This is a genomic window from Roseobacter sp. AzwK-3b, from assembly GCF_000170875.1.
GTDB classification, from domain to species: Bacteria; Pseudomonadota; Alphaproteobacteria; order Rhodobacterales; family Rhodobacteraceae; genus Roseovarius; species Roseovarius litoreus.
This window is the reverse complement of the sequence record NZ_ABCR01000005.1, coordinates 320,962-345,346: the sequence shown is the minus strand read 5'-3', so window position 1 is coordinate 345,346 and position 24,385 is coordinate 320,962. Positions and strand designations below refer to the sequence as shown.

General features: G+C 59.7%; 23 protein-coding genes and 1 pseudogene. 17 read left to right on the top strand and 7 right to left on the bottom strand.

Features of this window, described 5'->3' with window-relative positions; translation table 11 throughout:
• The first annotated feature begins 14 nt into the window (after positions 1-14).
• From RAZWK3B_RS11560 to RAZWK3B_RS21840, 4 genes are all read left to right on the top strand, one after another.
• The gene (locus tag RAZWK3B_RS11560; RefSeq protein ID WP_007815293.1) at positions 15-398 is read left to right on the top strand and encodes a PEGA domain-containing protein; all 384 of its coding nucleotides are present in this window, start codon (positions 15-17) and stop codon (positions 396-398) included.
• Positions 392-946, top strand: a complete 555-nt coding sequence (locus RAZWK3B_RS20615) for a thermonuclease family protein (RefSeq protein ID WP_353611292.1) — start codon at positions 392-394, stop codon at positions 944-946. Before RAZWK3B_RS11560 ends, RAZWK3B_RS20615 begins: the two co-directional genes overlap by 7 nt.
• On the top strand, positions 846-2,306 hold the full coding sequence (locus tag RAZWK3B_RS11550; protein WP_232279517.1) for a peptidoglycan-binding domain-containing protein: 1,461 nt from the start codon (positions 846-848) through the stop codon (positions 2,304-2,306). Before RAZWK3B_RS20615 ends, RAZWK3B_RS11550 begins: the two co-directional genes overlap by 101 nt.
• 69 nt (positions 2,307-2,375) lie before the next feature.
• On the top strand, positions 2,376-2,510 hold the full coding sequence (locus RAZWK3B_RS21840; protein ID WP_007815286.1) for a hypothetical protein: 135 nt from the start codon (positions 2,376-2,378) through the stop codon (positions 2,508-2,510).
• Between the two features lie 598 nt (positions 2,511-3,108).
• Here RAZWK3B_RS21840 and RAZWK3B_RS11545 read toward each other — a convergent pair.
• A complete protein-coding gene (locus tag RAZWK3B_RS11545) occupies positions 3,109-4,011 on the bottom strand; it encodes a LysR substrate-binding domain-containing protein (protein ID WP_083799104.1) in 903 nt (300 codons plus the stop codon).
• Between the two features lie 141 nt (positions 4,012-4,152).
• On the opposite strand from RAZWK3B_RS11545, the gene RAZWK3B_RS11540 reads away from it, so the two are divergent.
• From RAZWK3B_RS11540 to RAZWK3B_RS11505, 8 genes are all read left to right on the top strand, one after another.
• Complete coding sequence (locus RAZWK3B_RS11540; RefSeq protein ID WP_007815283.1) at positions 4,153-4,920, top strand: ABC transporter ATP-binding protein; 768 nt, start codon at positions 4,153-4,155, stop codon at positions 4,918-4,920.
• Positions 4,920-5,621, top strand: a complete 702-nt coding sequence (locus tag RAZWK3B_RS11535) for an ABC transporter ATP-binding protein (RefSeq protein WP_007815281.1) — start codon at positions 4,920-4,922, stop codon at positions 5,619-5,621. The genes RAZWK3B_RS11540 and RAZWK3B_RS11535 overlap by 1 nt, the downstream gene beginning before the upstream one ends.
• A 30-nt stretch (positions 5,622-5,651) precedes the next feature.
• The gene (locus tag RAZWK3B_RS11530) at positions 5,652-6,851 is read left to right on the top strand and encodes an ABC transporter substrate-binding protein (RefSeq protein ID WP_007815279.1); all 1,200 of its coding nucleotides are present in this window, start codon (positions 5,652-5,654) and stop codon (positions 6,849-6,851) included.
• 65 nt (positions 6,852-6,916) lie between these two features.
• A complete protein-coding gene (locus RAZWK3B_RS11525; RefSeq protein ID WP_037295681.1) occupies positions 6,917-7,774 on the top strand; it encodes a branched-chain amino acid ABC transporter permease in 858 nt (285 codons plus the stop codon).
• Complete coding sequence (locus RAZWK3B_RS11520) at positions 7,771-8,730, top strand: branched-chain amino acid ABC transporter permease (RefSeq protein ID WP_157132231.1); 960 nt, start codon at positions 7,771-7,773, stop codon at positions 8,728-8,730. The genes RAZWK3B_RS11525 and RAZWK3B_RS11520 overlap by 4 nt, the downstream gene beginning before the upstream one ends.
• On the top strand, positions 8,727-9,857 hold the full coding sequence (locus tag RAZWK3B_RS11515; protein ID WP_007815273.1) for an acyl-CoA dehydrogenase family protein: 1,131 nt from the start codon (positions 8,727-8,729) through the stop codon (positions 9,855-9,857). The genes RAZWK3B_RS11520 and RAZWK3B_RS11515 overlap by 4 nt, the downstream gene beginning before the upstream one ends.
• A 3-nt stretch (positions 9,858-9,860) precedes the next feature.
• Positions 9,861-10,877 (top strand): zinc-dependent alcohol dehydrogenase family protein, encoded by a 1,017-nt coding sequence (locus tag RAZWK3B_RS11510; protein ID WP_007815271.1) that lies wholly within the window; start codon positions 9,861-9,863, stop codon positions 10,875-10,877.
• A gap of 5 nt (positions 10,878-10,882) precedes the next feature.
• The gene (locus RAZWK3B_RS11505) at positions 10,883-12,412 is read left to right on the top strand and encodes an acyl-CoA synthetase (RefSeq protein WP_007815269.1); all 1,530 of its coding nucleotides are present in this window, start codon (positions 10,883-10,885) and stop codon (positions 12,410-12,412) included.
• A gap of 761 nt (positions 12,413-13,173) precedes the next feature.
• On the opposite strand, the gene RAZWK3B_RS11500 is transcribed toward RAZWK3B_RS11505, so the two are convergent.
• Positions 13,174-14,553, bottom strand: coding sequence for an exodeoxyribonuclease I (locus tag RAZWK3B_RS11500; protein WP_007815268.1), 1,380 nt, complete (start codon positions 14,551-14,553; stop codon positions 13,174-13,176).
• A 153-nt stretch (positions 14,554-14,706) separates the two neighbouring features.
• Here RAZWK3B_RS11500 and RAZWK3B_RS11495 point away from each other — a divergent pair, with 153 nt between their 5' ends.
• The 5 genes and pseudogenes from RAZWK3B_RS11495 to RAZWK3B_RS21935 all read left to right on the top strand — a co-directional run.
• Positions 14,707-15,960, top strand: coding sequence for a Fic family protein (locus RAZWK3B_RS11495; protein WP_232279512.1), 1,254 nt, complete (start codon positions 14,707-14,709; stop codon positions 15,958-15,960).
• Positions 15,960-16,442, top strand: a complete 483-nt coding sequence (locus RAZWK3B_RS11490; protein WP_007815264.1) for a thermonuclease family protein — start codon at positions 15,960-15,962, stop codon at positions 16,440-16,442. Before RAZWK3B_RS11495 ends, RAZWK3B_RS11490 begins: the two co-directional genes overlap by 1 nt.
• Positions 16,439-18,610 carry an SF1B family DNA helicase RecD2 gene (gene recD2, locus RAZWK3B_RS11485; RefSeq protein WP_007815263.1) on the top strand — a complete coding sequence of 724 codons (2,172 nt, stop codon included), beginning with the start codon at positions 16,439-16,441 and terminating at the stop codon, positions 18,608-18,610. The genes RAZWK3B_RS11490 and recD2 overlap by 4 nt, the downstream gene beginning before the upstream one ends.
• Positions 18,611-18,686: 76 nt before the next feature.
• Positions 18,687-19,322 (top strand): UPF0149 family protein, encoded by a 636-nt coding sequence (locus RAZWK3B_RS11480; RefSeq protein ID WP_007815261.1) that lies wholly within the window; start codon positions 18,687-18,689, stop codon positions 19,320-19,322.
• A pseudogene (locus RAZWK3B_RS21935) lies at positions 19,323-19,370 on the top strand (SEC-C metal-binding domain-containing protein); the annotation flags it as partial. It lies immediately after the preceding gene.
• A gap of 732 nt (positions 19,371-20,102) precedes the next feature.
• Here RAZWK3B_RS21935 and RAZWK3B_RS11475 read toward each other — a convergent pair.
• The 5 genes from RAZWK3B_RS11475 to RAZWK3B_RS11460 form a co-directional block, all read right to left on the bottom strand.
• Positions 20,103-21,371, bottom strand: a complete 1,269-nt coding sequence (locus RAZWK3B_RS11475) for an IS256 family transposase (RefSeq protein ID WP_007815259.1) — start codon at positions 21,369-21,371, stop codon at positions 20,103-20,105.
• 132 nt (positions 21,372-21,503) lie between these two features.
• Positions 21,504-21,791 carry a hypothetical protein gene (locus RAZWK3B_RS11470; RefSeq protein ID WP_007815258.1) on the bottom strand — a complete coding sequence of 96 codons (288 nt, stop codon included), beginning with the start codon at positions 21,789-21,791 and terminating at the stop codon, positions 21,504-21,506.
• A gap of 63 nt (positions 21,792-21,854) precedes the next feature.
• Positions 21,855-22,148, bottom strand: a complete 294-nt coding sequence (locus tag RAZWK3B_RS21185; RefSeq protein WP_157132230.1) for a hypothetical protein — start codon at positions 22,146-22,148, stop codon at positions 21,855-21,857.
• Between the two features lie 182 nt (positions 22,149-22,330).
• Positions 22,331-23,725, bottom strand: coding sequence for a terminase large subunit domain-containing protein (locus tag RAZWK3B_RS11465; protein ID WP_037295679.1), 1,395 nt, complete (start codon positions 23,723-23,725; stop codon positions 22,331-22,333).
• Positions 23,718-24,359: a terminase small subunit gene (locus RAZWK3B_RS11460; protein ID WP_007815255.1), complete on the bottom strand. Its 642-nt coding sequence runs from the start codon at positions 24,357-24,359 to the stop codon at positions 23,718-23,720. Before RAZWK3B_RS11460 ends, RAZWK3B_RS11465 begins: the two co-directional genes overlap by 8 nt.
• Positions 24,360-24,385: the final 26 nt, after the last annotated feature.

Genomic DNA, 24,385 nt, shown 5'->3' with positions numbered 1-24,385 from the left:
TTAGGGCCCTGACCATGAAAACACGCAACACTATCCTCGCGACAGCATCTCTGCTGCTTGTTGCCAACTGCGCGACGATTACCCGGGGCTCAAAAGATGTTCTTGAAATCCGAACCGATCCAGCTGGTGCGGAGGTGCAGACCAGCAACGGATTCAGCTGCGGCAGCACACCATGTGCGATCAAGATGCCGCGTCGTTCTGAATTCGTGGTCGACATCACAAAGCCGGGCTGCAAGCCCATGCGGGTGAATGTGACGCACAAGACGGCTGGCGGTGGCGCAGCGGGCGTCGCCGGAAACGTATTGGTCGGGGGTGTTATCGGCCTGGCCGTTGATGCTGGTACTGGCGCCTCTCAAGACCTCGTGCCGAACCCCGTTGATGTGAAGCTGGAATGCTGATGCAAATGCACAGATCAGCTATGGCGCGCTTCCATGATAGAATTGGTTCGTTTCGCAATATGGTTCGTGATCGCGTTTTTACTGGTGCGCGGGGCGCTGGCGCTCTTTGGCGTCTGAAAAGCATCGCCTTGGCGGGTTTCAGTGTGAGCCTTTTGCTTTGCACCGTAGCTACGGCCAATGCTCAAGCTCGCCAAATTGAAGGTCGTGTGACCAAAGTTCGGGACGTTGACACAATTGTGGTGGCTGGCACAGCTGTGCGTCTCAACGGCGTCGATGGCCCTGAAACCTCCAACCGTTATGGTCGCGATGCCCGGGCCTTCATGCGGCGATTGGTCGAAGGCAAGACCGTCACATGTAATCTGAACGGCGCGCGCACCTACGATCGTTGGGTCGGCGTCTGCTACCTTGATGGTCAGGACATTGGAGCAATCGCAATCTCGCAGGGGCATGCCTTGGACTGCCCGAGATATTCTGGCGGTGCTTACAGCAGGTTTGAGACGCAAGCTGCGCGAAGCCGCCTTCCCCGCGCCAGCTATTGCCGTCGATAGGAGCGCCGACGCGTTCCGACTTCAGGCATGGCGAGGGCCAACCGCAGAGAGGACATTCGATATGACAAGACTGAGCAAGCTCACAACATCCCTGCTGATCAGCACATGTCTGGCGGGAAACGCTTTGGCGCAGGAAAGTTCTGCCTTTGATACAGAGATCGCGGCGATCGACAACCAGATCACAGAGGTCGAGGCCACGATCACCCGATACGATGGCGGGCTGATCCGCATTCTCGCTGAAAGTCGCCGGGAAGCGCTGCTTCTGTTACGCACGATCGTAGAGGCCCGGCAAGAGGCTGAGGCCACCGGCGCGCCGATTGAAGTCACCGTGCCGGCTGTCGAGCCTGATCCTCAGCGCGCCGAGCAACTGCTCGGTGAAATGGCCGCCCAGCAGCAACGCGTTGAGGCCGCCGAAAGCGACGCAGAATCCGCAGGCGGCTTGATCCAGGCGGTGGCCCTTAGCCGTGTTGAAACCGAAAAGCTCACCCTTGCCCAATTGCAAATGGCTTATCTGCAGGCCCGCTATGGGATCGCCTTCCCAATAACGCCAAACGTGACGACATCAGCACCGCCCAGTAAAGACGCATCAGCCCCCGCCGCCACAGCCGAAGGCAACGAGGTCACTGCTGCAACAATGCCTTGGGCCGATCCAGAACATCCCGACATCGATTACAGCCTTGCCCCTTTTGAGCAGGCACATAACGAAGGGGATCGGATTTCAGGCTGGTGGGTGATCAGCCAAGAACGCGCAGCGATCGACGACAGCCCCGAAGTGATCGCGGTCAATTACTCGGCCTATGACGCGCGCAGCTTCAGTGGAACGACGGCCCTTCTTGCCCAGTGCCGCGAAGGTGAAACTTCGATTGTGTTCATTCAGGATGATTTCATCATGAGCGCCATCCGGCGGAACTCTTTCGACATCACGTACCGGATCGACAGCGAACGTGCGCAATCCACTCGTTGGAACGAATTGACCAACAACAAAGGCGCTGGTCTCTTCGGTTCAGGATCCGAAGACTTCCTGCGCGGCCTCTACGATGCAGAGGACTTCTTCATCCGGCTAACAGATGGCAATGGCCAACGCTATGACGCCGAGTTTGATCTCGCCGGAATTCAAGACGCGATCGAGGCCGTGGCTGGCGCGTGCGGCTGGTCCACGCTGGACCTATCCCGTGATGACTACCGCGCCATCCAGACCATGCTGAACGCAGGTGGCTTTGATGCAGGCACACCCGACGGCGTCTGGGGCAACGGATCACGCAAAGCGATGCGTGCTTTTCAGGAACAGAATGGTCTGCCAGCCACAGGTGCGCCGGATCGTGTGACGCTTGAGGCGCTGGGTGTTTCGCCAAGCGACTAGCAGCGCACCTTAAAACGGAAAACCAGCAACAGGGCTAAGCAGCTTTTCCACCAGAGAAAGGATATCACCATGGAATTCATCATCATCGGCGCAATTGTCTTCGGGATCATTGGCTTCTTCATCGACGGCGGCAAGGGCGCTGTCTGGGGTGCCCTTCTCGGCCCTATCGGCTTGGTCATCGCCGCCATTCTAAAGGGCAAGTGAGCGATATCTGTGAGCTGGGTTACTGACAAAACCCACTATGACGATCTCTGAGCCTTCAACGGTTATGGCGAGGATCAACAAGACAGCTTCTTGGAGAGCCAGTGGAGGACAGCTTTGAGGCAAGGCCCCTTTTCACAACGCGATCGGCCCTGAGCGGACCTTGGCCGAGGTGTTGATTACTGCGCAGCAGCGTCACGAGACCGGCCATTCGTTCATCGCGCAGCATTTTCACCGACTGGATGACGGCTGTGCGGGACAAACCTGCCGTTGTCCTTCTGTACGTTTGCTGACGCAGCAACAGTTTGCAGGTGCGAAACACTCTTTATTGCATTGCAGCGGATGTCCTCAGACCGGACCTTCACACCTATCAAGAACTGGTGGAAATCAACCCGTCCTTTTGCCGTACTCGGCTTCGACAGTCGAGAGGCGGGAAAAGTGAGCTTTCGCTACCTCAGCGCCAAGGGGCCATCCGTCCACTTTTCAGAACTTCGCGTTGAATAGCACACGGGCCGCCCATTTCTTTTCTTCGAGCTCTATGCAATGGCGCCGTTTGTTCCATCCTTCATACAGTAAGTTGAAGACCGTGATAGCGCGGTGGCTAGGGCACTGGCGCGTTGGCAGACCCGCTTATGTCCAGCAGCCAGTCGTGAAACTTTTGGACCGATGGCGACATCTCTTCATTCAGCGGCACGATCAGGTGGTAGGCGAAGGACGTTGGAAAGGTGGAGCCCAACGGGTTCACAAGCGCGCCGCTTTTGAGTTCGGAGCGTACCGCCCAAGCCGCGAACAGCGAGACGCCGAGCCCATTGATTGTCGAGCTGAGTTGGAAATGCCGATCCTCAAGCATCATCCTCGACGGGGTGGCGGGAATGGCGACATTGTTGCCGACAAACCATTCCTTCCACATCCGCGTGTCGTCGACATGCAGCAAAGTGCATTTGGTCAAGTCCGATGGTTGCTGGATCGGATGCGCCGCAAGGTAGTCCGGGCTGCACACCACGACGAGCCGCTCTGGCCACAGCTTGGTCACCTTGAACTTGCTCCAGTTTCCACGGCCCCACTGGATCCCGAGATCGGCAAATCGCTCGGGCTTGTCGAGATGCGCGTAGTTGTTGTTGTGATTCTTGATCGACAGTTGCAGGCTTGGGTTGGTTTCGAGCAGGCCACCGAGCCTCGAGGACAACCAGCGGCTTGCGAACATTGGCAGCAGAGCCAGTTCGATTGTACCTGCCCTGCTGGCCGACAGCGCGATCCCGGTGCGAATGGTTTCGAGGCCGCGCGCAACATGCCCGGCAAGGATTGTTCCCGCCTCGGTCAACTCCAGCCCCGTGGAGGTTCGCCGGAACAGCGCTATGTTGAGCTCAGCTTCCAATTTTTTGATGTGATAGCTGATGGCGCTTTGACTAGTGTTCAGGACCTGCGCTGCACGGGTTACGTTGAGCACATCTGAAGCTACACTAAATACATGAATTGACTTCAAATTTCGGATTTCGGACGACATCTGACACTTTCTCGACAAAGGGTTTTCGAATTCTGATCATCGAAATTTTAGATAGCAAGGAAAAATGATTGTATTTTCGTCTCTCGCGGATTGCGGGCTACGCTGTTGCCAACTGCTGACAAAAGCAGAAGGGAGGACATCTTGACCACGGCCATTTTGCAGGTGGATCGTTTGTGCAAGTCGTTCGGCGGCGTGCATGCGGTACGTGAACTGTCATTTTCGGTCGAGCCGGGGCAAATTCTTGGGCTGATCGGGCCCAACGGGTCTGGCAAGTCGACGACGGTGAACGCGCTGGCGGGCGTTTTCTCCGTGACCTCGGGTGAAATCCTGCTGGCGGGTGGGCATATCCAGACCCTGCCGGAATACGAGCGCGTATCGATGGGGTTGGCGCGAACCTTCCAGACCGCCAGCGTCTTTTCCGAGTTCACCGTGCGTGAGCAAATCCGTCTGGGCTGTAACGTGACGCTGCATTCGCACCCGCTGTCTTCAGTTTTCGGAATCGGGCGGCACCCCGGCGAGGACGAGGCCGTGAACCAGCGGATCGAGGACATCCTCGAACTGACCGGGCTTGTGGCCGTTGCCGATGACACGGTGGGCACGATCACGGCCGCCGAACAGCGTTTTCTGATGATCGCCTCCGCACTGGCTGCGCAGCCCAAGATTCTGCTTCTGGACGAACCCGCCGCGGGGCTGGTCAGCCACGAACGCAAGGTGTTGTCACATCTGATCAAAGCTATTCGCGATACCGGAATATCGGTTCTGGTGATCGAGCATCACATGGCGCTGATCATGGAGGTCTGTGACCGCATCGTGGTGCTGAACTTTGGCTCGAAGATTGCTGAGGGCACGCCCGAGGAAATCCGCAACGACCAGGCGGTGATTGACGCCTATCTGGGGGAGGCGCCGTGATGCTGACGATTTCGAACCTACGGGTGAGTTATGGGCCAATCGAGGTGATCCACGGCATCAGCCTCGAGGTGCAGGAAGGCGAATGCGTGGCGCTGATCGGGGCGAATGGTGCGGGCAAATCCTCGACCCTAAAGGCGATCTGCGGGCTTGTCCCAGCCAAGGCGGGCACGATCTCCTTTGAAGGGACCGACATTACCAACCAAAGTGGCCATGCCATCGTGCGGGCTGGGATCACCATGTGCCCCGAGGGGCGGCAGGTGTTCCCACAAATGAGCACGGTCCAAAACCTGCGAATGGGAGCCTATGCCCGCACCGACAGTAAACAGGCCAGCGATCTCGAAGAGATGATGGACATGTTCCCGATCCTGCGGGAGCGGGCCAGCCAGGCGGCGGGCACCCTGTCGGGCGGCGAACAGGAGATGCTGGCTATTGCCCGGTCCCTGATGGCACGGCCAAAGCTGTGCATTTTTGACGAACCTTCGCTGGGCCTTGCGCCCAAGATCGTGGCGGAGGTCGGCGAAACGATCGAGAGCATCAAAAAGATGGGAAAAACCATCCTGCTGGTCGAACAGAATTCGCTGATGGCGCTGCGTTTGGCGGACCGGGCGTATCTGTTCGAGGCTGGTGAGATCGTGCTGAGCGGTACTGGAGAAGAACTGCAATCACATCCGGAGGTGGTCAAGGCTTATCTGGGTCACTAGCCGGCGAAACGTCAACTGGGAGGAAATGATATGAGACTGGGAACTATTGCGGTGGCCTTGGCGCTGACCGGATCGGCGGTTTTCGCCGCCGATAAACAACTGGATATCGGGGTCAGCGATGCGCTGACCGGCGGTGCGGCGGTCTATGGCTTGCCGCAGGCCAACGCAGTCAAGTTGGCTGCGGATGAAATCAACGCCGCCGGCGGCATCAAAGTCGGCGACGACACCTACATGTTGAACGTCATTGCCTATGATGACAAGGCGAACCCGACCGAGGCGTCGAACTCGGTGCGCAAGCTGATCGACCGCGACGGAGTGAAATACATCCTGGGCTTTTGTTGTTCGGGGGCCACTGGCGCGGTGGCGTCCTTCATCGAGAATGAAGACGCGGTGATGCTGGTGGGCAACGCCGCCGAACGGTCGATCACCACGCGCGAAATTCCGAACCTGACCCGGACACGCCCGCCAGCGGATTATACCGGCGCGGCAGCCGGCACTTTCGTGGCTGAAAAGGGCCACAAGAAGGTTGCCGTTTTGGGAGCTCTCGATGTGGGCTTTTATGCCAGCTATGTCGATGCGTTCGAGAAAGAACTGAACAAAGCAGGCGGTGAGCTCATTACCCGCGAAAGCTTTGGCCTGAAAGATCGCGACATGTCCCCGCAACTGACCAAGATACGCGAGTTGCAGCCCGATGCGATCCTTGTAGTGGGCTATGTGGAACCGGCAGCCTTCATCTATCGCCAAGCGGTGGAACTGGGCATCGACGTGCCGCGCTACGGCTTTACCAGCGGATCGGAAGAGCAGTTCCTGCGCGTGGCGACTTCCGAGCAGATGGAAGGCGTCTGGGATCTGCGCCCGACGGAGCTGACGCTGCTGTCGGCCAGCGAGAACGGCATCGCCTATCACAAGAACTATTCCGAAAAATACGATATCGCGCCGTCGCCCAGTTCTCCTTATGCCTATGATCAGACTTACGCGCTGAAGGATGCGATCGAGGCGGCAGGCACGGTCGAGGATACCGAAGCCGTGGCCGCTGCGCTGCGCGAACTGGCAGTGCCGGACGAGGTTGTCATGCAATACCTGCCGGTGGACGGCAAAATGTTCGATGTGAACGGTCAGGCCTATACCTCGAACGGGGCGTTCCAGTGGCAGAGCGGCAATTGGGTCTTCGTGCAGGACCTGCCGTCAGATGCCGCTGCCTATTCGGCCTTCCTGAGCACTATCGACTGATGAAACTCCGGCGGCGCGGGGGATGCTTCCGCGCCGCCGCCTAGCGGCGCTTGGGGATGGCGGACATGATCGAGATTCTTCAGCAAATCATCAATGGGATGGCCATCGGCGGGGTCTATGTGCTGATTGCGCTTGGGCTGACCACGGTGTTCGGCATCCTTGGCATCGCGCATTTCGCGCACGGGTCGGTGTCGATGTTCGGCGGTTATCTGACCTTTTTCCTTGTTGTGATGTGGGGCCTGCCGTTGTTGGCGGCCATTCTGGTGGCGTTGATCGTGGGGCTGATCCTCGGCGTCCTGATAGAGCTTCTGGCTTATCGGCCGGTGCGCAACGCAAGTCACATCAACGCCTTCATAGTGGCGCTTGGCCTGACCATGATGGTCGAAGGGCTGAACCTTGAATTTTTCGGTCATGAGCAGGTGGTGATCCCCACCGATTTCAACCGGGTCTTCAGCATCGGTGGCGTGACCATTCCAGAGCTGCGGCTTTATGTGATCGTGGCTGCCGCGCTGCTGATCGCGGCGATGACGATCTTTGTGGAAAAAACCAAGACCGGGCAGGCAATTCGCGCGGTAGCCGAAAACCGTGATGCAGCGATCCTGATGGGGGTCAATGTCAACACGATCCCGCTGGTCGTATTCTCGATATCGACCGCCTTGGGCGTGTGCGCCGGGGTCATGGTGGGCGCACTATTTGCCATTGCGCCGGGCATCGGCGAGGGGCTGGTCGTGAAGGGCTTTGCCGTTTTGATCCTCGGCGGGCTCGGCTCCATCCCCGGTGCGGTGGTGGGCGGTCTGGTTCTCGGGATTACCGAGGCACTGGCCGCCGGCTTCATCTCTTCCGCTTACAAGGACGTGATAGCCTTCGTGGCCATGATCCTTGTTCTTCTGGTGCGCCCACAGGGCCTGATGGGGAAAGCATGATGCAACTGTCCGGCAAACATATCCTCTGGATGGTAGCGCTTGTGGGTTTCATCCTGCTGCCGCAGCTAATTTCGGTGAAGTATTACCTGCATCTGGCGATACTCGCGCTGTGCTGGGTGATCGCGGCGCAGGGCCAGAACCTGATCCAGGGCTATACCGGCTATGTCTCGATCGTGCAGGCGGGGTTCATGGGGATCGGGGCCTATTCCACCGCCCTGATGGGATTGCATTACGATCTGCCCGTCTGGCTGACCATCCTGCTGGCGCCTTGCGTGACCGCCGTTTTCGCGGTCTTCACGGGATATCCCAGCCTCCGGGTCAAGGGGCATTACTTTGCCGTCGTGACCTTGGCCTTCAACCTGGTGATCTTCATCGTGCTGATGAACTGGCACGACCTGACGCAGGGCGAGGCAGGGATCACCGGCATTCCCAAGCCTGGCGGCAAGGATGGCCTGTTCAACTGGCGCGATCGCGAGACCTACTACTATTTTGTGCTGATCATCGCAGCCCTGATGACCGGGCTTGCCGCGCTGATCGTGCGGAGCCGGATCGGGCAGAACCTGATCGCCATTCGCCAGAACGAGGACCTGGTCGGCGCGCTTGGCATTCCGGCATGGAAATACAAGCTTTTCGCTTTTGTCACCTCGGCGATGTATGCAGGGCTTGCCGGGGCGGTTTATGCCCATTACCAGAGCTTCATCAACCCCGAAATATTTGGTGTGGCGCAGTCACTGGATGCCATTCTGGCCGTCATCATCGGCGGCTCTGGCACCATCGCGGGGCCTGTGATCGGGGCGTTCTTCGTGGTGTTCCTACCGGAATACCTGCGCTTTGCCGACAGTTTCCGCCTGATTCTTTACGGTCTGGTACTGGTGCTGGCGACGATCTTCATGCCGCGCGGCATCGTGGGCGTCGCGGGAGACCTCTGGGCCCGCATCAAGGCCCGCCGGTCATGAGTGAGGCGGCGTTTCTGGCGCGTGTTCGGGCCTTTGCGGAAGGGTCCGTGGCAAGGGCAGCGCCCGGCTGGTCCTTGGGCGGCGCGCCGGATCCCGTACTTTGGCAAGAGGCTGCGGCGCATGGGCTGACGGGTATCACCACGCCCCAAGAGAATGGAGGACTGGGGCTGAGCTTCAATGCGCTGGTGGACGCTTGCGAGGCGCTGGCTGCGGTCGATTTCGGCTTTGCCATGGCGTTGATCAACACGCAGAATGTGGGTGCACGCCTGTGCCTTTCGGCCACTGATGCGCTGCGCGATGCCTATCTGCCCCGGATCCTCTCGGGCGAGATCAGCGCCTGCACGGCGCTGACGGAACCGGGCACCGGCACGGATTTCGCCGCCATCAGCACGCGCGCCGCAGAGACCGAAGATGGCTGGCGGATCACAGGCGAAAAGACATGGATCGTGAATGGACGCCATGCCGGTCTGGCCGTGGTCTTTGCCCAATGCGGCACGGTGGGCGATGCGGGCAGCATCGGTGGCTTTCTTGTTGATCTTGCACAGCCCGGGGCCAGGCGGAGCGCCCTCACATCGGGCTTTGCCCAAGGGTCCATGGGCACCGGCAGCTTTACCCTGACCGATGCACAGGCCCAGCCGCTCTTGCCGCCCGGCACCGCCTTCAAATCCATCCTGACCGAAATCAATGCTGCGCGCACATACGTGGCCGCCATGTGTAACGCCATGCTGGGCGCGGCGATCGCGGAGGCGGCGGACTATGGCGCGGAGCGGCAGAGTTTTGGCAAGCCGCTTAATCAGCAAGCCGCCTGGCGGCAACCGCTGGGCAGCGCTCAGACCGACTTGGCCGCATCACAAGCCCTGACGTCACGGGCGGTTGCCTTGATCGCAACTGGGCAGGACGCGCAGCTCACCGCCGCGCAGGCCAAGATCGCCGCAACCGAGGCCGCGCAACGCCACATCCCTGCGATGCTGCACGCCATGGGCGCGGCGGGGTTGTTGCCGCACTACCCATTCACCCGCCATCTGGCCGCGTCCCAGATGGCAGGTTTCACCGATGGCGCCACCAGCATCTTGCGCGACCGCGTTGCGCGGCTGACCCGGGCGGGCGCCGACAATCCCAAGAGGTAATCCATGCGTGTTTTCCAGATCGAAGGCGATTGGGGCTTTGACAACCTGAACCTATCCGAGAGGCTCGAGCCGAAATCCGGGCCCGGCCAGGTAGTGATCGCCATGCGCATGGCCTCGCTCAATTCACGTGACCTGATCGTGCCGGAACGCGGCTATGGCCAGGCCACGGGTGATCTGCCCCTGATCCCGGTCTCGGACGGGGTGGGCGAGGTCGTGGAGGTCGGCGAGGGGGTCACTCGGGTAGCCGTGGGCGACCGCGTGTGCACGACCTATTTCCAGAACTGGATCGGGGGCGAGCCCACGCCCGAGCGGTTCGCCTCGGCGCTTGGCGGGCCGCTGGATGGGGTGATGGCCGACCTGGTGTGCCTGTCTCAAGAAGGCGTTGTAAAGGTTCCGGATTACCTGACCGATGCCGAGGCCGCCACGCTGCCTTGCGCCGCGCTCACCGCGTGGAGCGCGATTGTCACCCATGGCCAGACCCGCGCGGGCGACCAAATTCTGGTGCAGGGCACTGGCGGCGTGGCGCTGTTTGCGCTGGCTTTCGCCAAGATGCACGGCGCGCATGTGACGGTGATTTCCTCCAGCGATGACAAGCTGGAGCACGTGCGCACCATGGGCGCGGATGAGACCATCAACTACCGCGAAACCGAGGACTGGGCCCGCGCTAGCCGCGCCATCACTTCTGACCGTGGTGGCTATGACAACATCATCGAACTGGGCGGCGCCGAAACCCTGCCCCTGTCGCTGCGCGCGGTGCGCCCGGGTGGGACGCTGTCGATGATCGGCGTCTTGTCGGGTCTGAATATCAAGGCCTCGCTTGGCCCCATCGTCGCGCGGCAGGTGCGTCTGCAAGGGGTGACCGTCGGCCATCGCGACGGGTTTGAAGCGATGCTTGCCGCCATGGCACAGCACCAGATGCGCCCGGTTCTGGGGAAAACCTTTGCCTTCGAGGATCTGAAACCGGCCCTGGACCACCTGCGCCAGGGCGGGCATTTCGGCAAGACGTTGATCGAGTTCTGACCGCCATGACCGAACCGACCCATCCCTATCAGCCGCGCCATCAGCCACAAGACAAGCCAGCATTTGTGATGTGCGCAACGGGTGAGGCCGTCACCTTTGCCGAGATTGAGACACGCGCCAACCAAAGCGCGCAGCTGCTCAGGGCGCAGGGTGTCGGTATCGGGGACCACATCGCCATCGTGATGGAGAACCGACGCGAGTTTCTTGAACTGTGCTTTGCAGCCGATCGCTGCGGGGTCTACTACACCACGATCGGCACCCACCTGACCGAAGAGGAGATCGCCTTTATCCTGGGCGATTGCGACGCCAGGCTGGTGATCGCCTCGGACCGCTACCTGCCGCTGGTGCAGGGCGCCGCGCGCGCCAGCAACTGCACGCTTTTCCGGGTGGGCGAAGGCCCGCAGGACGTGCCCGATTGGGCCGCCGCGGCCGCGGGGATGCCACGGACGCCCATCGCGGATGAACGACAGGGGCTCGACATGCTCTATTCCTCAGGCACGACGGGGCGGCCCAAAGGGATCAAATGGCCCCTTCCCCAGGACGCGCCGGGCGGGCGCACGATGCTGATCGACCTCCTGACCGAACTGTTCGGCTATGCTGCCGATACGCGCTATCTCAGCCCCGCGCCGCTTTACCACGCGGCACCGCTGCGCCATGCTATGGTCACCATCAAGATGGGTGGCACGGCCTATATCATGGACCGTTTCGATGCCAAGGGCGCGTTGGAACTGATCGAGCGGCACAAGGTAACCCACAGCCAATGGGTGCCCACAATGTTCGTCCGCCTGCTGAAACTGCCCGAGGCGGATCGTCTGGCCTTCGATCTCGGGTCGATGGAAATGGCCGTCCACGCTGCCGCCCCTTGCCCGCATGATATCAAGCGGAAGATGATCGACTGGTGGGGTCCGGTCATTCACGAGTACTACGCCGGCACCGAGAACAACGGCTTTACCGCCATCACCAGCGCCGAATGGCTGATCCATCCCGGATCGGTGGGCAAGGCCAAGCTGGGCCATTTGCATATCTGCGACGAAGCCGGGGTTGAGCTACCCATCGGCGAAACCGGCGAGGTCTATTTCGAGAACGGCCACCAGTTTTCCTATCACAAGGACCCGGCCAAGACCGCCGCCTGCACCAATGCGCAAGGCTGGACCACGCTGGGCGATATCGGCCACCTGGACGACGAGGGGTACCTTTATCTCACCGACCGCAAGTCCTTTGTCATCATTTCGGGCGGGGTGAATATCTATCCGCAGGAAACCGAAAACGTGCTGCTTTCGCACCCGGCGGTGCTGGATACGGCAGTGATCGGTGTTCCCAACGCGGATTTCGGCGAAGAGGTGAAGGCCATCGTCCAATTGATGCCTTCCGTGGCCAGTTCCGAAACACTGGCTCAGTCATTGATCGATCATTGCCGTCAGCATTTGTCCCCGATCAAGTGTCCGCGCAGCATTGATTTCAAAGCTCAGCTTCCACGCTCCGCGACAGGCAAGCTTTATAAACGCCGGCTTCGCGAACAGTACTGGAACAGATGACTGAGAGCCTGACCAGATCACATCCACGTAATTTGCTGTTGATGGCTACGTTAAATAGCGCCAGATCACCAAGGTTTTTCGCGAGATCGAGTCGCCCTCGGATCGCTCAGACCTGTCTAGGTAACAATGGATGTTTTTGTCCGGTAATCCGGCACATGTTTCAGGCTCTGCGCTTCGAGGAGATGGCGGGAAGTTGGAATCTTGGCATGAATTGCCCTCCGATCCGGCCTCTGCCCTCCGCACCCGTAGGTCAGCACCGCGCTACGGTAACACGCTAGCAAAGCATCAAGGGCTTGTTCGCTTGCGGGCCATTTGCCGAGAACTCATGATCGTTCAATGGGTCTACCCAGATGGTTCTGCAACGGTGACCGTGAATGTCTGGTCTTGATACCTTGAAGGCGAAGAAGTGGACGGCAATTGCAGCACCACCATTACTGCGTGCGCATGCAGCGAAAATATAGAATTCACAGTCAGGGCTCGAAGCCGTCATGCGGTGACGCAGCATAAACACCACTTCAATCGTCGTTTGAATGTCAGCTGTTTGCTTCGCGACCCAATCGGTTTGCAGGCACGGCGAGCGTCCACTCTCCGCCCAACCTGCCAGATGCTGCCAGTGCAAAGCTACCGTAAAGTATCCACATTGAGTTGCCCCCTTCACCTCTCCACAGATGCGGCATTCGCACGGTGGAATTTTCGTTTCCCGCCGGTAAACCGAGTCGAGATAAAGCGCTCCAGATTACGGCAAGTGTAGGTTGGGGTTCCTACGCATCACCTGCGCACCGCGCCCACAGAAATGACGCTATCGCGTCAAGCTCGGTGGTCTCTGCTGCACCGGCAGCACGCAAATCACGCAGTGCAGCCTCCCCTTTTTCGAAGGTCATCCACTCGGTTTCCGGCACATCTGGGGCAGACCACTTTTCACGCAGATAACATTTGAACAGCTCCGCCTCTTTAGCATTCAACAGCTCCGGGCTGTAAAACGCCACTAACCGCCGACCAAGCTGACGCAGCCGAGGATCTGAAAGGCTCGCGACGATTTCCTGGCGTCGCGGCCAAGCCGCACGCTGAAACTCCTGCAAGAGCTGTTTGTCGGCGTTGGAGTAGAATTCCCCATAAATCTGCCGCTCAACTGGCTTCGGCGGAGCGTCGGGATCTTCAACGAAGCGAGCTGCCAATGCCGCGCCGACACGCTGACGAAACTCAGGCGCGTTGGCGATGACTGCTGCCCGGCGCAGATGCTCCGCGCTGGGCGCTGTGTGTTCTAGGATCGCGGGTGCTTTGTTCGTGGACACACCCCTGATGATTTTCGGCGTGGCATCCACGGCGGCAAAGATCGCCTCATCCGAGGCCTCGAGGAAATCTGATGGGTCTGCGGCATCCAGATCGAAAAACGCGGCCCGCGCACTGTTGCCGTGCGAATATCCGCAAAAACAGCCCATATAGGATCGCGGCTCACCGCCGCCAAATCGCGTCACCAGCTCATAGGGCCGAAAGCTTTCAAGCTTTGCCTGCACACGTGCCTTGTGGGCGTTGTCGATCAACTCGGACCAAAGCGCCGGGCTGCGCGTTGCGATGAGGCGTGCGATGTGGATGGTCGCCTCAACGTCCCCCAGGGCATCATGCGCATTGTGGGCATTGATGCCATTTGCAGGCGCCAACCGATCAAGCTTGAAGCTCCGCCGGCCAGTGTCATCGGTGGGCCAGACGAACAGATCAGGCTGCCGAGCATAAGCAGCATAGACGGCAGGCAGAATGTCGAAGCGCGTGTTGCCATTGAACTGCGTGGCGTAAATGTTCGGGGACAGGTTCTGATAGAAGGTCTGCCGCAGCACTTCCTCGTCAAACTTCATCGTGTTGTAGCCCACCCAGATCGCTGGCGCCCATCGCTCGGTGAACTCGGCCACCTGCTGCGAGAACTCGAACAGCGACGGCAGGTTTGGGTCAGTCAACTGATCAGGGCTGACGCGGGTCACAACCAACGCCTGCGGTGACGGCAGGATATGAGGCGCCAACCGGCAGCGGATGTTGACCCGATCCTTTTCCACGAAATTCTCATCCGTCCAGATCGCCGCAAACTGCAGCGGCTGGTCGAACTCCGGCGAGATGCCGGTGGTTTCCAGATCGTAGAAGACAAAATCCATGATGCGCCCCTACACCGAAATGTCAGGCAAATCCATCTTCCGGTACCGTGGGGCCAACACGACCATACGCGCAGTAGTTCCATACCTTCCAGTGCCGATCAGAAGGCTGGTTGGCAACCAATTGCCCTGTTTTCTTGTCGCCAAGACGCTTTGATGGCAGTCGACAAGCACCAAAAGCCGTTGATGGCAATACCTGCCCACATTCCGTTGCCAAAAGGGATTGATGTGACTAGGGTGCCATCAAACCGCGTTGACGACAGTTTGAGCTGGAAAATGGTCACCAAAACTTACGATCTTGCAGATGCAGTGCGCTACCATGAGGGTGCTTTTCCGCCCAAGTCGCTGGATTATGAACGGCTACTTGGCCCACTGGAAGAGGCTGCAGCTTCGCTGGCACGCTATGACGCCAAGATATCAGGAATGGTGAATTGCGAACTGTTCCTCGCTCCATTGCGCCGCCAGGACGCAGTGACCTCGTCGCGGATGGAGGGCACGATTTCGACGATTGAGGACCTCTATCGCCTGGAAGCAGAGGAAGATTCCGGAAGCACGGATCTATACCGCGACGCCCACCACGACGACATTGAGACTTACCTTTATTCGCGCGCCCTCCGAAGTGCGCAAGATGCCCTTGCCGAGGGCATGCCGCTTGGGGAACACCTGATCCGATCTGCGCATCAACAACTGCTCTCCGCCGGGCGTGGCGCTACAAAGCGCCCTGGCAGCTATAAGATCGATCAGAACTATATCGGGGATGAGCGCCGCGGAAAGATTTACTACGTCCCCATTGCGCCAGAACAGCTTGAACCTGCCATGGCGGCTTTGGTGCAGTTCATCAATACCAGCGAGGCGCGTCCGCTCATCCGCACGGCGCTCGCACATGTTGAATTTGAAGCGCTGCATCCGTTCGAGGATGGAAATGGCCGGATCGGGCGCATGCTAATCACGCTGATGCTCTGGCGACTAGGTGTGCTCAGCCAGCCCAACTTCTTTGTCTCGGGCTATTTCGAGACCCATAAGGACGAATACATCGAGCGGATGCGGGCGGTGTCCGCAGAGAAAGACTGGACCGGATGGGTGATCTTCTTCCTGCAGGCCATGCATGAGCAGGCTACGGTGAACATCCAGACAGCTGATGCGATCTTCAGTCTGCACAGCGAAATGCGCGAGCGTTTCCGTGAGGTGCTGAACTCGCAGTTTCACGATCAGGCACTGGATTTCGTGTTCGCGAGCCCGGTGTTTCGCAATGATCGGTTCGTGGAAAGATCGGGCATTCCGGCTACTTCTGCGCGGTCGCTATCCCGACGGCTTGTCGAGGCAGGGCTCCTCAGAACGTTGCAGCCTGCAGCCGGGCGCAGGGCTGCGCTCTATGCCTTCGATCCCTTGTTGGATCTGTTGAGGGTCTAATGCCGATGCTGCAAATTGTTGCCGTCCTTGCACTGATGCTTTCTGCGGCGCCCATCACGGCGAATGAGCTTGTCGGTGTCGCTAGCGTGATTGACGCTGACACCCTTGAAATCCGCGGCGTCCGGATCCGTTCGCACGGAATAGATGCGCCAGAGAGCCAACAGCTCTGCACCAATCCCTCCGGACAGCAGTGGGGCTGTGGCCAACAGGCTGCATTTGCGCTGTCCGACCGGATTGGTCGCCGGACGGTGAACTGCGCGGTGCGCGATGTTGACCGGTACGATCGTGCGATCGCTGTCTGCACCCAAGACAATCAGGACCTGAACCGCTGGCTCGTCAGCGAAGGGTGGGCCGTCGCCTACAGGCGGTACTCGCGGGATTACATCGGAGCGGAAGATCAAGCCCGCCGCGCTGGGTACAATATCTGGGCCGGGCAATTCGTGATGCCATGGGAGTGGCGGAGGGGGCAGCGCCTGCCATGAAGCCGCCCGCCGAGAGCACAACGGAAGTCCTCGCGGGTCTTGTGGAACGGGTGACCTTCCACAATTCCGAGAACGGCTTCTGCGTGCTGCGGGTGAAAGCGCGAGGCCACCGGGACCTGGTAACCACGGTGGGCCATGCCGCGATGATCTCGGCGGGCGAATGGATCACGGCGTCCGGGGTCTGGCTGAACGACCGCAATCATGGCCTGCAGTTCAAGGCTCACTTCCTGAAAACCCATGCGCCGTCGACGACTGAAGGGATCGAGAAATACCTCGGCTCCGGCATGATCCGTGGGATCGGGCCGGTCTATGCCAAGCGGCTGGTCAAGGCCTTTGGCAAGGACGTCTTCGACATCATCGAGGCCGCGCCTGAACGTCTGCGCGAAGTTACCGGCATCGGCCTCATGCGAGCAGCCAAGATCACGGCCGGGTGGGCGGATCAGAAGGTGATCCGCGAGATCATGGTCTTCCTGCACCAGCACGGGGTGGGCACGGCGCGCGCGGTGCGGATCTTCAAGACCTATGGCACGGATGCCGTACAGGTCATGAGCGAGAACCCCTACAGGCTGGCCAAGGACATCCGCGGCATCGGGTTTCGGACGGCGGACATGATTGCCGAGAAACTCGGCATCGAGAAGACCGCGATGATCCGCGTACGCGCGGGGATTTCCTTCGCCCTGACCGAGGCGATGGGCAATGGCCATTGTGGCTTGCCGCGGACTGAGTTGATCGGGCTGGCCGGCAAGCTGCTCGAGGTCCCTGCCCCTTTGATCGACAGCGCATTGGCAGAAGAACTGGCCGAGGAGACCGTGACGGCCGATCGCGTCGGCGACGCGGACTGCATCTTCCTGACCGGGCTCTATCTCGCCGAACGCGGTATCTCCGAGCATGTGAAGCGCATCCGTGCGGGCGTGCTGCCCTGGCCGGAGATCGACGCAGACAAGGCGCTGCCATGGATCGAGCAGAAGACGGGTCTTACCCTTGCAGAAAGCCAGGCAGAGGCGATCCGACTGGCGCTGCGTTCCAAGCTGATGGTGATCACCGGCGGCCCCGGCGTTGGCAAGACCACAATCGTGAACTCGATCTTGCGCATCCTGGCAGCCAAGGCCGTGAAGCTGCTCCTCTGCGCGCCGACGGGGCGCGCGGCCAAGCGCATGACCGAGGCCACCGGGATGGAGGCGAAGACCATCCACCGGCTGCTTGAATTCGACCCGAAGGCCTTCGGCTTCAAGCGCAACGAAGAAAACCCGCTCGACTGCGACTTGCTGGTCGTGGACGAAAGCTCGATGGTCGACGTGCTGCTGATGCAGTCGCTCCTGAAGGCCGTGCCCAGCACCGCGGCGTTACTGATTGTCGGCGATATCGACCAGCTTCCCTCTGTCGGGCCTGGCCAGGTTCTGGCCGACATCATAGGCTCTGGCGCGGTGCCCGTGGTGCGGCTAACTGAGGTGTTTCGGCAGGCGGCCCAGAGCAAGATCATCACGACCGCGCATGCCATCAATGCGGGCCGCTTGCCCGATCTCGGCAAGCCCGATGGCGAGGCGGATTTCTATTTCGTGCCGGCCGCAGATCCGGAGCAAGCCGTGCCACGCATCGTCGAGCTGGTCGCCAAGCGCATCCCACGGCGCTTTGGCTTCGATCCGATCAAGGACATCCAAGTCCTCTGCCCGATGAACCGTGGTGGCGTCGGTGCGCGCTCGCTCAACATTGAGCTGCAGGCAGCGCTGAACCCCGCCGGGGACAAGAAGGTCGAGCGTTTTGGCTGGACCTTCGCGCCGGGCGACAAGGTCATGCAGATCGAGAACGATTACGACAAGGACGTCTACAACGGGGACATCGGCATGATCGAGGACGTCGACCTCGACGATGGCGAGGTGGCCGCGAACTTCGATGGCCGCACTGTGACATTCCTCTTTGGCGAACTCGACACGCTGGTCCCCGCCTATGCGGCCACGATTCACAAGAGCCAGGGGTCGGAATACCCCGCCGTCGTGATCCCCGTGATGACCCAGCACTACGCCATGTTGCAGCGCAACCTGATCTACACCGGCGTCACGCGTGGCAAGAAGCTGGTTGTGCTCGTTGGCCAAAAGAAGGCCGTGGCGATCGCGGTGAAGAATATCTCAGGGCGGCGGCGCTGGTCGAAACTCGATGAGTGGCTGGCATGACCGTCGATGCCGCTGCCCAAGGCTTCACCCTCATGCGCGCGTTGATTATCAGGGCAGCACACAGAAGGGGCAGATCATGACCAAAGATGAAAAGCGGCTGGATCGCCTGAACGAACTCCTGTTCGCGCTGCCAGTCGATAATATGCCAATGACGCTTAGCGAACTCGATGGTTATGTGACCGGCGTGCTGGCTTGCCCCGATATGATTTCACCTTCGGAATGGCTCCCGGAGGTGTGGGGCGAAACTGGCGAGGCGCAATTCGCGGATCAAAAGTCGGCGGAAGAAACGATCGGTGCAGTGATGGCGCATTACAATTCCGTGGGGGAAACCATGACACGGTCGCTCTGGATCGAGCCGATCTACGAGGTGGATCCGAACAGTGACGAGACCCTCTGGGAGCCTTGGGTGGACGGCTTCACTCGCGCGATGCGGTTGCGCCCGAAGGCCTGGGAAAACCTCCTCGACCGGGCCGATGACGAAACGCGAGCCACGATGATCTTCATGATGGCGCTACAGGACATCTACACAGGCAACAGCAAGTTTACGGATGACGAGATCGACGACATCGATCGAGAAGCACCCGACCTGATCCCGAACTGTGTCGCGACGATCCTGCACCAATCGCGCCCCGAACTGGCTGGAGCGGCTCCCGCCAATCTTCCTGGTATGCCTCACAGGGCCGCTCCCCGCCCCAGGCGGAACGATCCCTGACCTTGCGGATCAGGCCGCAAGTACAAGCTATGCTGTGGCCGGAATTGAAAATAATGAATTCCGGTCGCCGTGGATCGGCGCCAAGCGCGGTTTTAGAGGCTAGAATCCGCGCGCCGTAGGGGGACTCGTGATTTGTTGACGTGGTGTTGACTCAAAACGCAAAAGCGCCCGTGGTATAAAAATACCATCAGACAAGCGTTTGAATTATAAGGAAGATTTGGTTGCGGGAGTAGGATTTGAACCTACGACCTTCAGGTTATGAGCCCTAATGGCCGCCAAATGGAAAACAACTTTAAATCAGACACTTAAGGCGCAAGTCTTTGAACTGCGGCTATTTTCAATCCCACATCCAACAACATTCGAGCGAATTGGCATTCAGCCACCTCCAAAAAACCTCATTCAACTGTTGATGTGGCGTTGATGTAGCCCTGCCCATTGGTTGCAATCGAAGGCCCCATCGTATCTCAAATCCTACATAATCGGACCTCACTTGCCATTTGGTTCATTGCCGAGCGCTACGGCACAACTTCACTAGACCAGCCTGCGCAATCCGACGCATCCGGTCAGCTATTCCGACAAAATCCGGTCACGCGCTACGATCATCCGGTCACCGCGCGACGTTGCAGCTGAGCGTGGTTTTGTGATGTCGCCTTTGACCAGTTTGGTCAAGCATTTCGGTCATGGGGACGCGGGAGCCGTGCGCGGGGCCATCCTCGACCGCCTGCTCCACCCGTCGCACGTTCTCAAGAGCTATGCGGGATTTTGGGTGACACGGCCTGATCAGGCGGCGCGGTTTTCAGTGTCGTTTGTGGCAACACCGTCGGTGAATGTGACGCCTTCGATGACCAGAGGCAACTGGTTCGCGCCCTTCAGGCGCCGCCACGTCTTGGCTGCGGCCTGAACGAGCTTGAAGACCATCAGCTTCGCCGTCTTCTGCGACAACGCTCCCTTGGTGCGCACGGTCCGATGTCGGACGGTGGCGAAGACGCTCTCGATCGGGTTGCCCGTGCGCAGGTGATCCCAGTGTTCGCCCGGGAAGTCGTAGAAGGCGAGAAGCGCCTCGCGGTCCTTAGTCAGGCACGTGACCGCCTTGTCGTATTTGGCACCGTATTTCTCGGCGAAAGTGTCCATGGCGGTTTCCGCTGTGGCACGTGTGTCGGCCCGCCATATTTCCTTCAGATCGGCCTTCACCGCCGGCTGCATGGATTTCGGGAACTTGTTGAGCACGTTGGCGATCTTGTGGACCCAACACCTTTGATGACGCGTGCCCGGGAAGACCTCGTCGAGCGCCTTCCAGAACCCCATAGCCCCGTCGCCGACCGCGATCTCGGGCGGCACTGCGAGGCCGCGCGCCTTGATATCTACCAAGAGCTCCCGCCAGCTCTGGGCACTTTCTCGCACGCCGACCTGGAAACCGACGAGTTCCTTCTTCCCCTCGGGCGTGGCCCCGAGAATGACCAGCATGCACTCGGCCTGTGGCTCCATCCGGGCCTGCAGATACACGCCATCCGCCCAGATGTAGACGTATTGACGGGCCGAGAGGTCGCGGCGCTGCCAGCGGTCATAGTCCTGCTGCCACTCCCCGGTCAGCTGCGAGATCACGCTCGGCGACAGGTTCGGCGCATCCTTCCCCAGGATTGCGGCCAGAGCCTCCTGGAAGTCGCCTGTCGAGATGCCGCGCAGATACAGGACCGGCAGCAGCGCATCGAGGCTACGAGAGCGGCGCGCCCATTTCGGCAGGATCGCCGAGGTGAACCGGATCTTCTGGTCAGCTGGCAGGTCAGTGGCGCGGTCGCGCACCTTCGGGCGCTGGACGTCGAGCGCCCCGATCCCAGTCTGGATGCTGCGCTCCGGCCCGTAACCATGTCGCACAACGCGCTGGCGGCCGTCCGGCAGGAGGTCTTCTGCATACTCTGCAACGAAGGCGTCGGCCTCTGCCCGCAGCGCGGCAGCCAGCATGCGGCGCGCCCCATCCCGGGCAATCTCAGTCAGCGGATCATCGACAGTTTCCGGCTGACGAAGGGCGCTGATGTCTGTAGTCTTCTCCATGGCGTATCGTTCCTCTTGGAGGTTCTGGCAGGCTTCAGCACCCGCCACGATACGCCACCCTCTCAAAACCCGTCACCCAGTTTTCCGCATAGCTCGCAAGTTGCCGGTGCGGCTTGGATCATCACCCGCGCCCTAACTGTCCAAAAGCGCAATGACATCCTTCTCACGGATGAAATACCCGCCGTTTTTGCCAAAGCTGTATTGATCGACCGGCTTAGCTTCGTCGCGCGTCACATCTTTGAGAACAACACCGGTCAGCGTGTTGCCCTTCTTGGTCACATGCTCGACGGGTCCCGCGTCCCGCGTGGCGCGCACCTTGCTTTCCAGCTTAGAAGGCGGGGCATCTTTGGTGGCAGGTTCTGGAATTGAGCCGTCAAAAACCGGAGTTCTTTTGCGCATGTCCTTGCGCAGCTTGGTCAAGCGCGCTGGATCCTCCGGGGAGGCCCGAACCACGTCTGCTGAGGCGGCCTCGAAGTCTACACTTCAATTGACTAAGCCCCTTGCAAAATCCAGGTTGAGTTCACCGCCTTTGTTTTCTACTTTTGCAGTCGCGGGGTCGCCTTCCAATGCCGAACTGAACCGGGTTTCTCCCCCGGCTCTCAACGAAGCAGAAGCCTCTGGTCCTGAACAACGCGGTTGCTTGGCCCCATCACCTTGATTGACAGTGTTTTCCGCAAAATCTAGGGTGATCGGGCCGAGGCTGTCGGCTGGGCCGCTCCGGGCTTCGCTTACTCGATCAGCCGCCACCGACAACAAAGCCTCGGCACCATTATCCATTGGCACGTCGTAATGATATTTGCCGTCGGCGCTCTCGCGCCCAATTGCGTTTAGATCATATGATTGGCCGTCGATCTCAACGGTTGCTTACACCTTGTGAGAGATCAGTTGCTCAGCGCCAGGCTTTTTATGCTTGGTACATCCGAGCAGGATCAGCCCGCTAGGTGTTTCGGTCATGTTGCTCATATCCACATAGCCCCAGGGGGCTTGGGCTTGCGACGGAACCGCTTTCGTGGGCCCGTCAGGCCTTCTTCGAGGGCTTGGCCCCATTGGCGGAAAGCGTCGGCGAAGTTGGAATAACGGTCATGCAGCGGGCGCTCGGTGAACACGTCGTGGCGCTCGTTGTAGGCTTTGCGGTAGTTGTCGAGGGCCGCGATGCCATCGGCGCACTCGGTGGCGTCAATGAACACCTTGCCGCGCATAGCCAAGCGCGTTTGGTTGATGCCGATCAGGATGTTCTGGATGCGGGGCACCACCTCGAAGTGCAGGTTCGGCAGCATCTCCTGCAAAAGCTCCAGCGCGCTCTTGCCGGTCTGCAAGCTCTTGTTCTGCGCATCATGCGGCAGGAAGTGGCGGCCGCCCATTACGTTGAAACCTGAGTTCTGGAGATACGTGGCGTAGTGATCGAGGCTTTCGCCACTGTTCTCGTAGGCACGAATGAAGCGATGCTCGCCGGCGATCTGTTGATGGAACCAGATCGCCGTGGTGTCGTTCCAGCCGAGATCCCAGAAACTGTTGACAGGCTCTGACGGATCGTAAGGCACCGAGCGGATGCCGCCGCGGTTCCGCATCTCAGCCATTTCGTTGGCGTAATAGGCCCCATGCACCCTGCCTTGGCGCCACAGACCCATGAGAAGCGCGTCACGCTCGTCTGGGGCCAGCTGCAAGAGGGCCTCGCGATAGCCGGTTTCGCTCAGATGCGGGTTCTCGGACAGGCGGGCCGGGATGAATGTGCGATAGGAGGTCGTGATACGGCGCATCTCAGCGTCAACAGTATCAATGGGCACGCGGGTGGCTTGACCGTCTTCCTTGATCCCCCAACGCTCCATCACCCAGCCTTGGCCCGGTCCATCAGGGTTGGTGGTGGCGCGGATCAGACGGGGAAGCGTCGGATCGGTGGATCGGCAGCGTGAGAACAGGTAGAGGTAACACACATCCGTGGGCCAAAGCGTCAGCTCGTCAAAGCCGATATAGTTCCAGGCGCGGCCGCGATATTTGAGGCGATCCGCATCGTTTTGCAGGTAGCCAAACTCGATCTTGGCGCCGGATGGGAATGTCCAGATTTTCTCGGTCGCGTTGTATGACGCGAAGGGGTCCACCTGATTGTAGATTTCCTGCGACCGGCCGATCAGGTCGCGCAGCTCGGGGAAGCTACGGCGAAACAGTATTGCGCGATGGTTGCTGTTCTCATAGCCGCCCTCTTGCGCGCACAGAGCGTCGATCAAAAGAGCGTCCGACTTGCCGCCTCCTGCCGCGCCACCATACAAGACCTCGAAGTCTGAACACGACAAAAATTCCGACTGCTTTTCGGATGGGGCCCAGACTGGGTTGATAGGATGGGTCGAGCCATCAAGCATCAGATTCATCGCCCAGATAAGTGATGATTTCTTCCGGCGTCATATCGCGGGTGAAGACTTCTTTTGCCTTACGCTGAGGAACGATGAGCACATTCACATTGCCTTCGGTCTGGATCGGTCCACCGCCCTTACCAGTGTGCTCTTTGCGCTCGACGAAAGCCTGAACATCGACATGCTTGGCAATCAGTTCCAGCCGCTTGACCCGATCGGACAGCCTCAGCTTGACCGCCTCCCCAACCTTTTCACCCTCTATGGTGTTTTCGTAGACGTCATGCCCGGCAATCAGTCCTTGGCGCCAGATCAAAGGCCATTCATGGATGGGCTTGATTGCACCGGCCTCATCGTACAGATCCGCCAGGTCTGCGGTGACCTCATCCGCAAGGCGGCGCAGCACCCAATCGGCATTGATTTCGGTTCTTTCTGCGCGCTCTGCTTTGGCGGTTGCGACAGCATCTGCAATGTCAGGTTTTGACAAGTTTTCGGCACCGGCCTGTCGGGCAGTCTTCTTGCTGTACCCAGCCCGAATAGCGGCCTGCGTTGCGTTGAGATCGATCAGGTATTCCGCAACAAAGCGCTCCTGCTTCGCCGTCAGCTTGGTCTTGGCCTGATTGTTGGCATTACCCTGCGCGCTCATTGCTTAAAATCCACATATTGCGTTAT

Coding starts and splice junctions, on each gene's coding strand:
- RAZWK3B_RS11480 (WP_007815261.1), top strand. CDS start 18,687: ATGACCAAAGATGAAAAGCGGCTGGATCGCCTGAACGAACTCCTGTTC.
- RAZWK3B_RS11495 (WP_232279512.1), top strand. CDS start 14,707: ATGGCAGTCGACAAGCACCAAAAGCCGTTGATGGCAATACCTGCCCAC.
- RAZWK3B_RS11500 (WP_007815268.1), bottom strand. CDS start 14,553: ATGGATTTTGTCTTCTACGATCTGGAAACCACCGGCATCTCGCCGGAG.
- RAZWK3B_RS11520 (WP_157132231.1), top strand. CDS start 7,771: ATGATGCAACTGTCCGGCAAACATATCCTCTGGATGGTAGCGCTTGTG.
- RAZWK3B_RS11490 (WP_007815264.1), top strand. CDS start 15,960: ATGCCGATGCTGCAAATTGTTGCCGTCCTTGCACTGATGCTTTCTGCG.
- RAZWK3B_RS11465 (WP_037295679.1), bottom strand. CDS start 23,725: ATGCTTGATGGCTCGACCCATCCTATCAACCCAGTCTGGGCCCCATCC.
- RAZWK3B_RS11460 (WP_007815255.1), bottom strand. CDS start 24,359: ATGAGCGCGCAGGGTAATGCCAACAATCAGGCCAAGACCAAGCTGACG.
- RAZWK3B_RS11525 (WP_037295681.1), top strand. CDS start 6,917: ATGATCGAGATTCTTCAGCAAATCATCAATGGGATGGCCATCGGCGGG.
- RAZWK3B_RS21185 (WP_157132230.1), bottom strand. CDS start 22,148: ATGGATAATGGTGCCGAGGCTTTGTTGTCGGTGGCGGCTGATCGAGTA.
- RAZWK3B_RS11530 (WP_007815279.1), top strand. CDS start 5,652: ATGAGACTGGGAACTATTGCGGTGGCCTTGGCGCTGACCGGATCGGCG.
- RAZWK3B_RS11545 (WP_083799104.1), bottom strand. CDS start 4,011: ATGTCGTCCGAAATCCGAAATTTGAAGTCAATTCATGTATTTAGTGTA.
- RAZWK3B_RS11515 (WP_007815273.1), top strand. CDS start 8,727: ATGAGTGAGGCGGCGTTTCTGGCGCGTGTTCGGGCCTTTGCGGAAGGG.
- RAZWK3B_RS11550 (WP_232279517.1), top strand. CDS start 846: ATGCCTTGGACTGCCCGAGATATTCTGGCGGTGCTTACAGCAGGTTTG.
- RAZWK3B_RS21840 (WP_007815286.1), top strand. CDS start 2,376: ATGGAATTCATCATCATCGGCGCAATTGTCTTCGGGATCATTGGCTTC.
- RAZWK3B_RS11560 (WP_007815293.1), top strand. CDS start 15: ATGAAAACACGCAACACTATCCTCGCGACAGCATCTCTGCTGCTTGTT.
- RAZWK3B_RS11535 (WP_007815281.1), top strand. CDS start 4,920: ATGCTGACGATTTCGAACCTACGGGTGAGTTATGGGCCAATCGAGGTG.
- RAZWK3B_RS11510 (WP_007815271.1), top strand. CDS start 9,861: ATGCGTGTTTTCCAGATCGAAGGCGATTGGGGCTTTGACAACCTGAAC.
- RAZWK3B_RS11475 (WP_007815259.1), bottom strand. CDS start 21,371: ATGGAGAAGACTACAGACATCAGCGCCCTTCGTCAGCCGGAAACTGTC.
- RAZWK3B_RS11505 (WP_007815269.1), top strand. CDS start 10,883: ATGACCGAACCGACCCATCCCTATCAGCCGCGCCATCAGCCACAAGAC.
- RAZWK3B_RS20615 (WP_353611292.1), top strand. CDS start 392: ATGCTGATGCAAATGCACAGATCAGCTATGGCGCGCTTCCATGATAGA.
- recD2 (WP_007815263.1), top strand. CDS start 16,439: ATGAAGCCGCCCGCCGAGAGCACAACGGAAGTCCTCGCGGGTCTTGTG.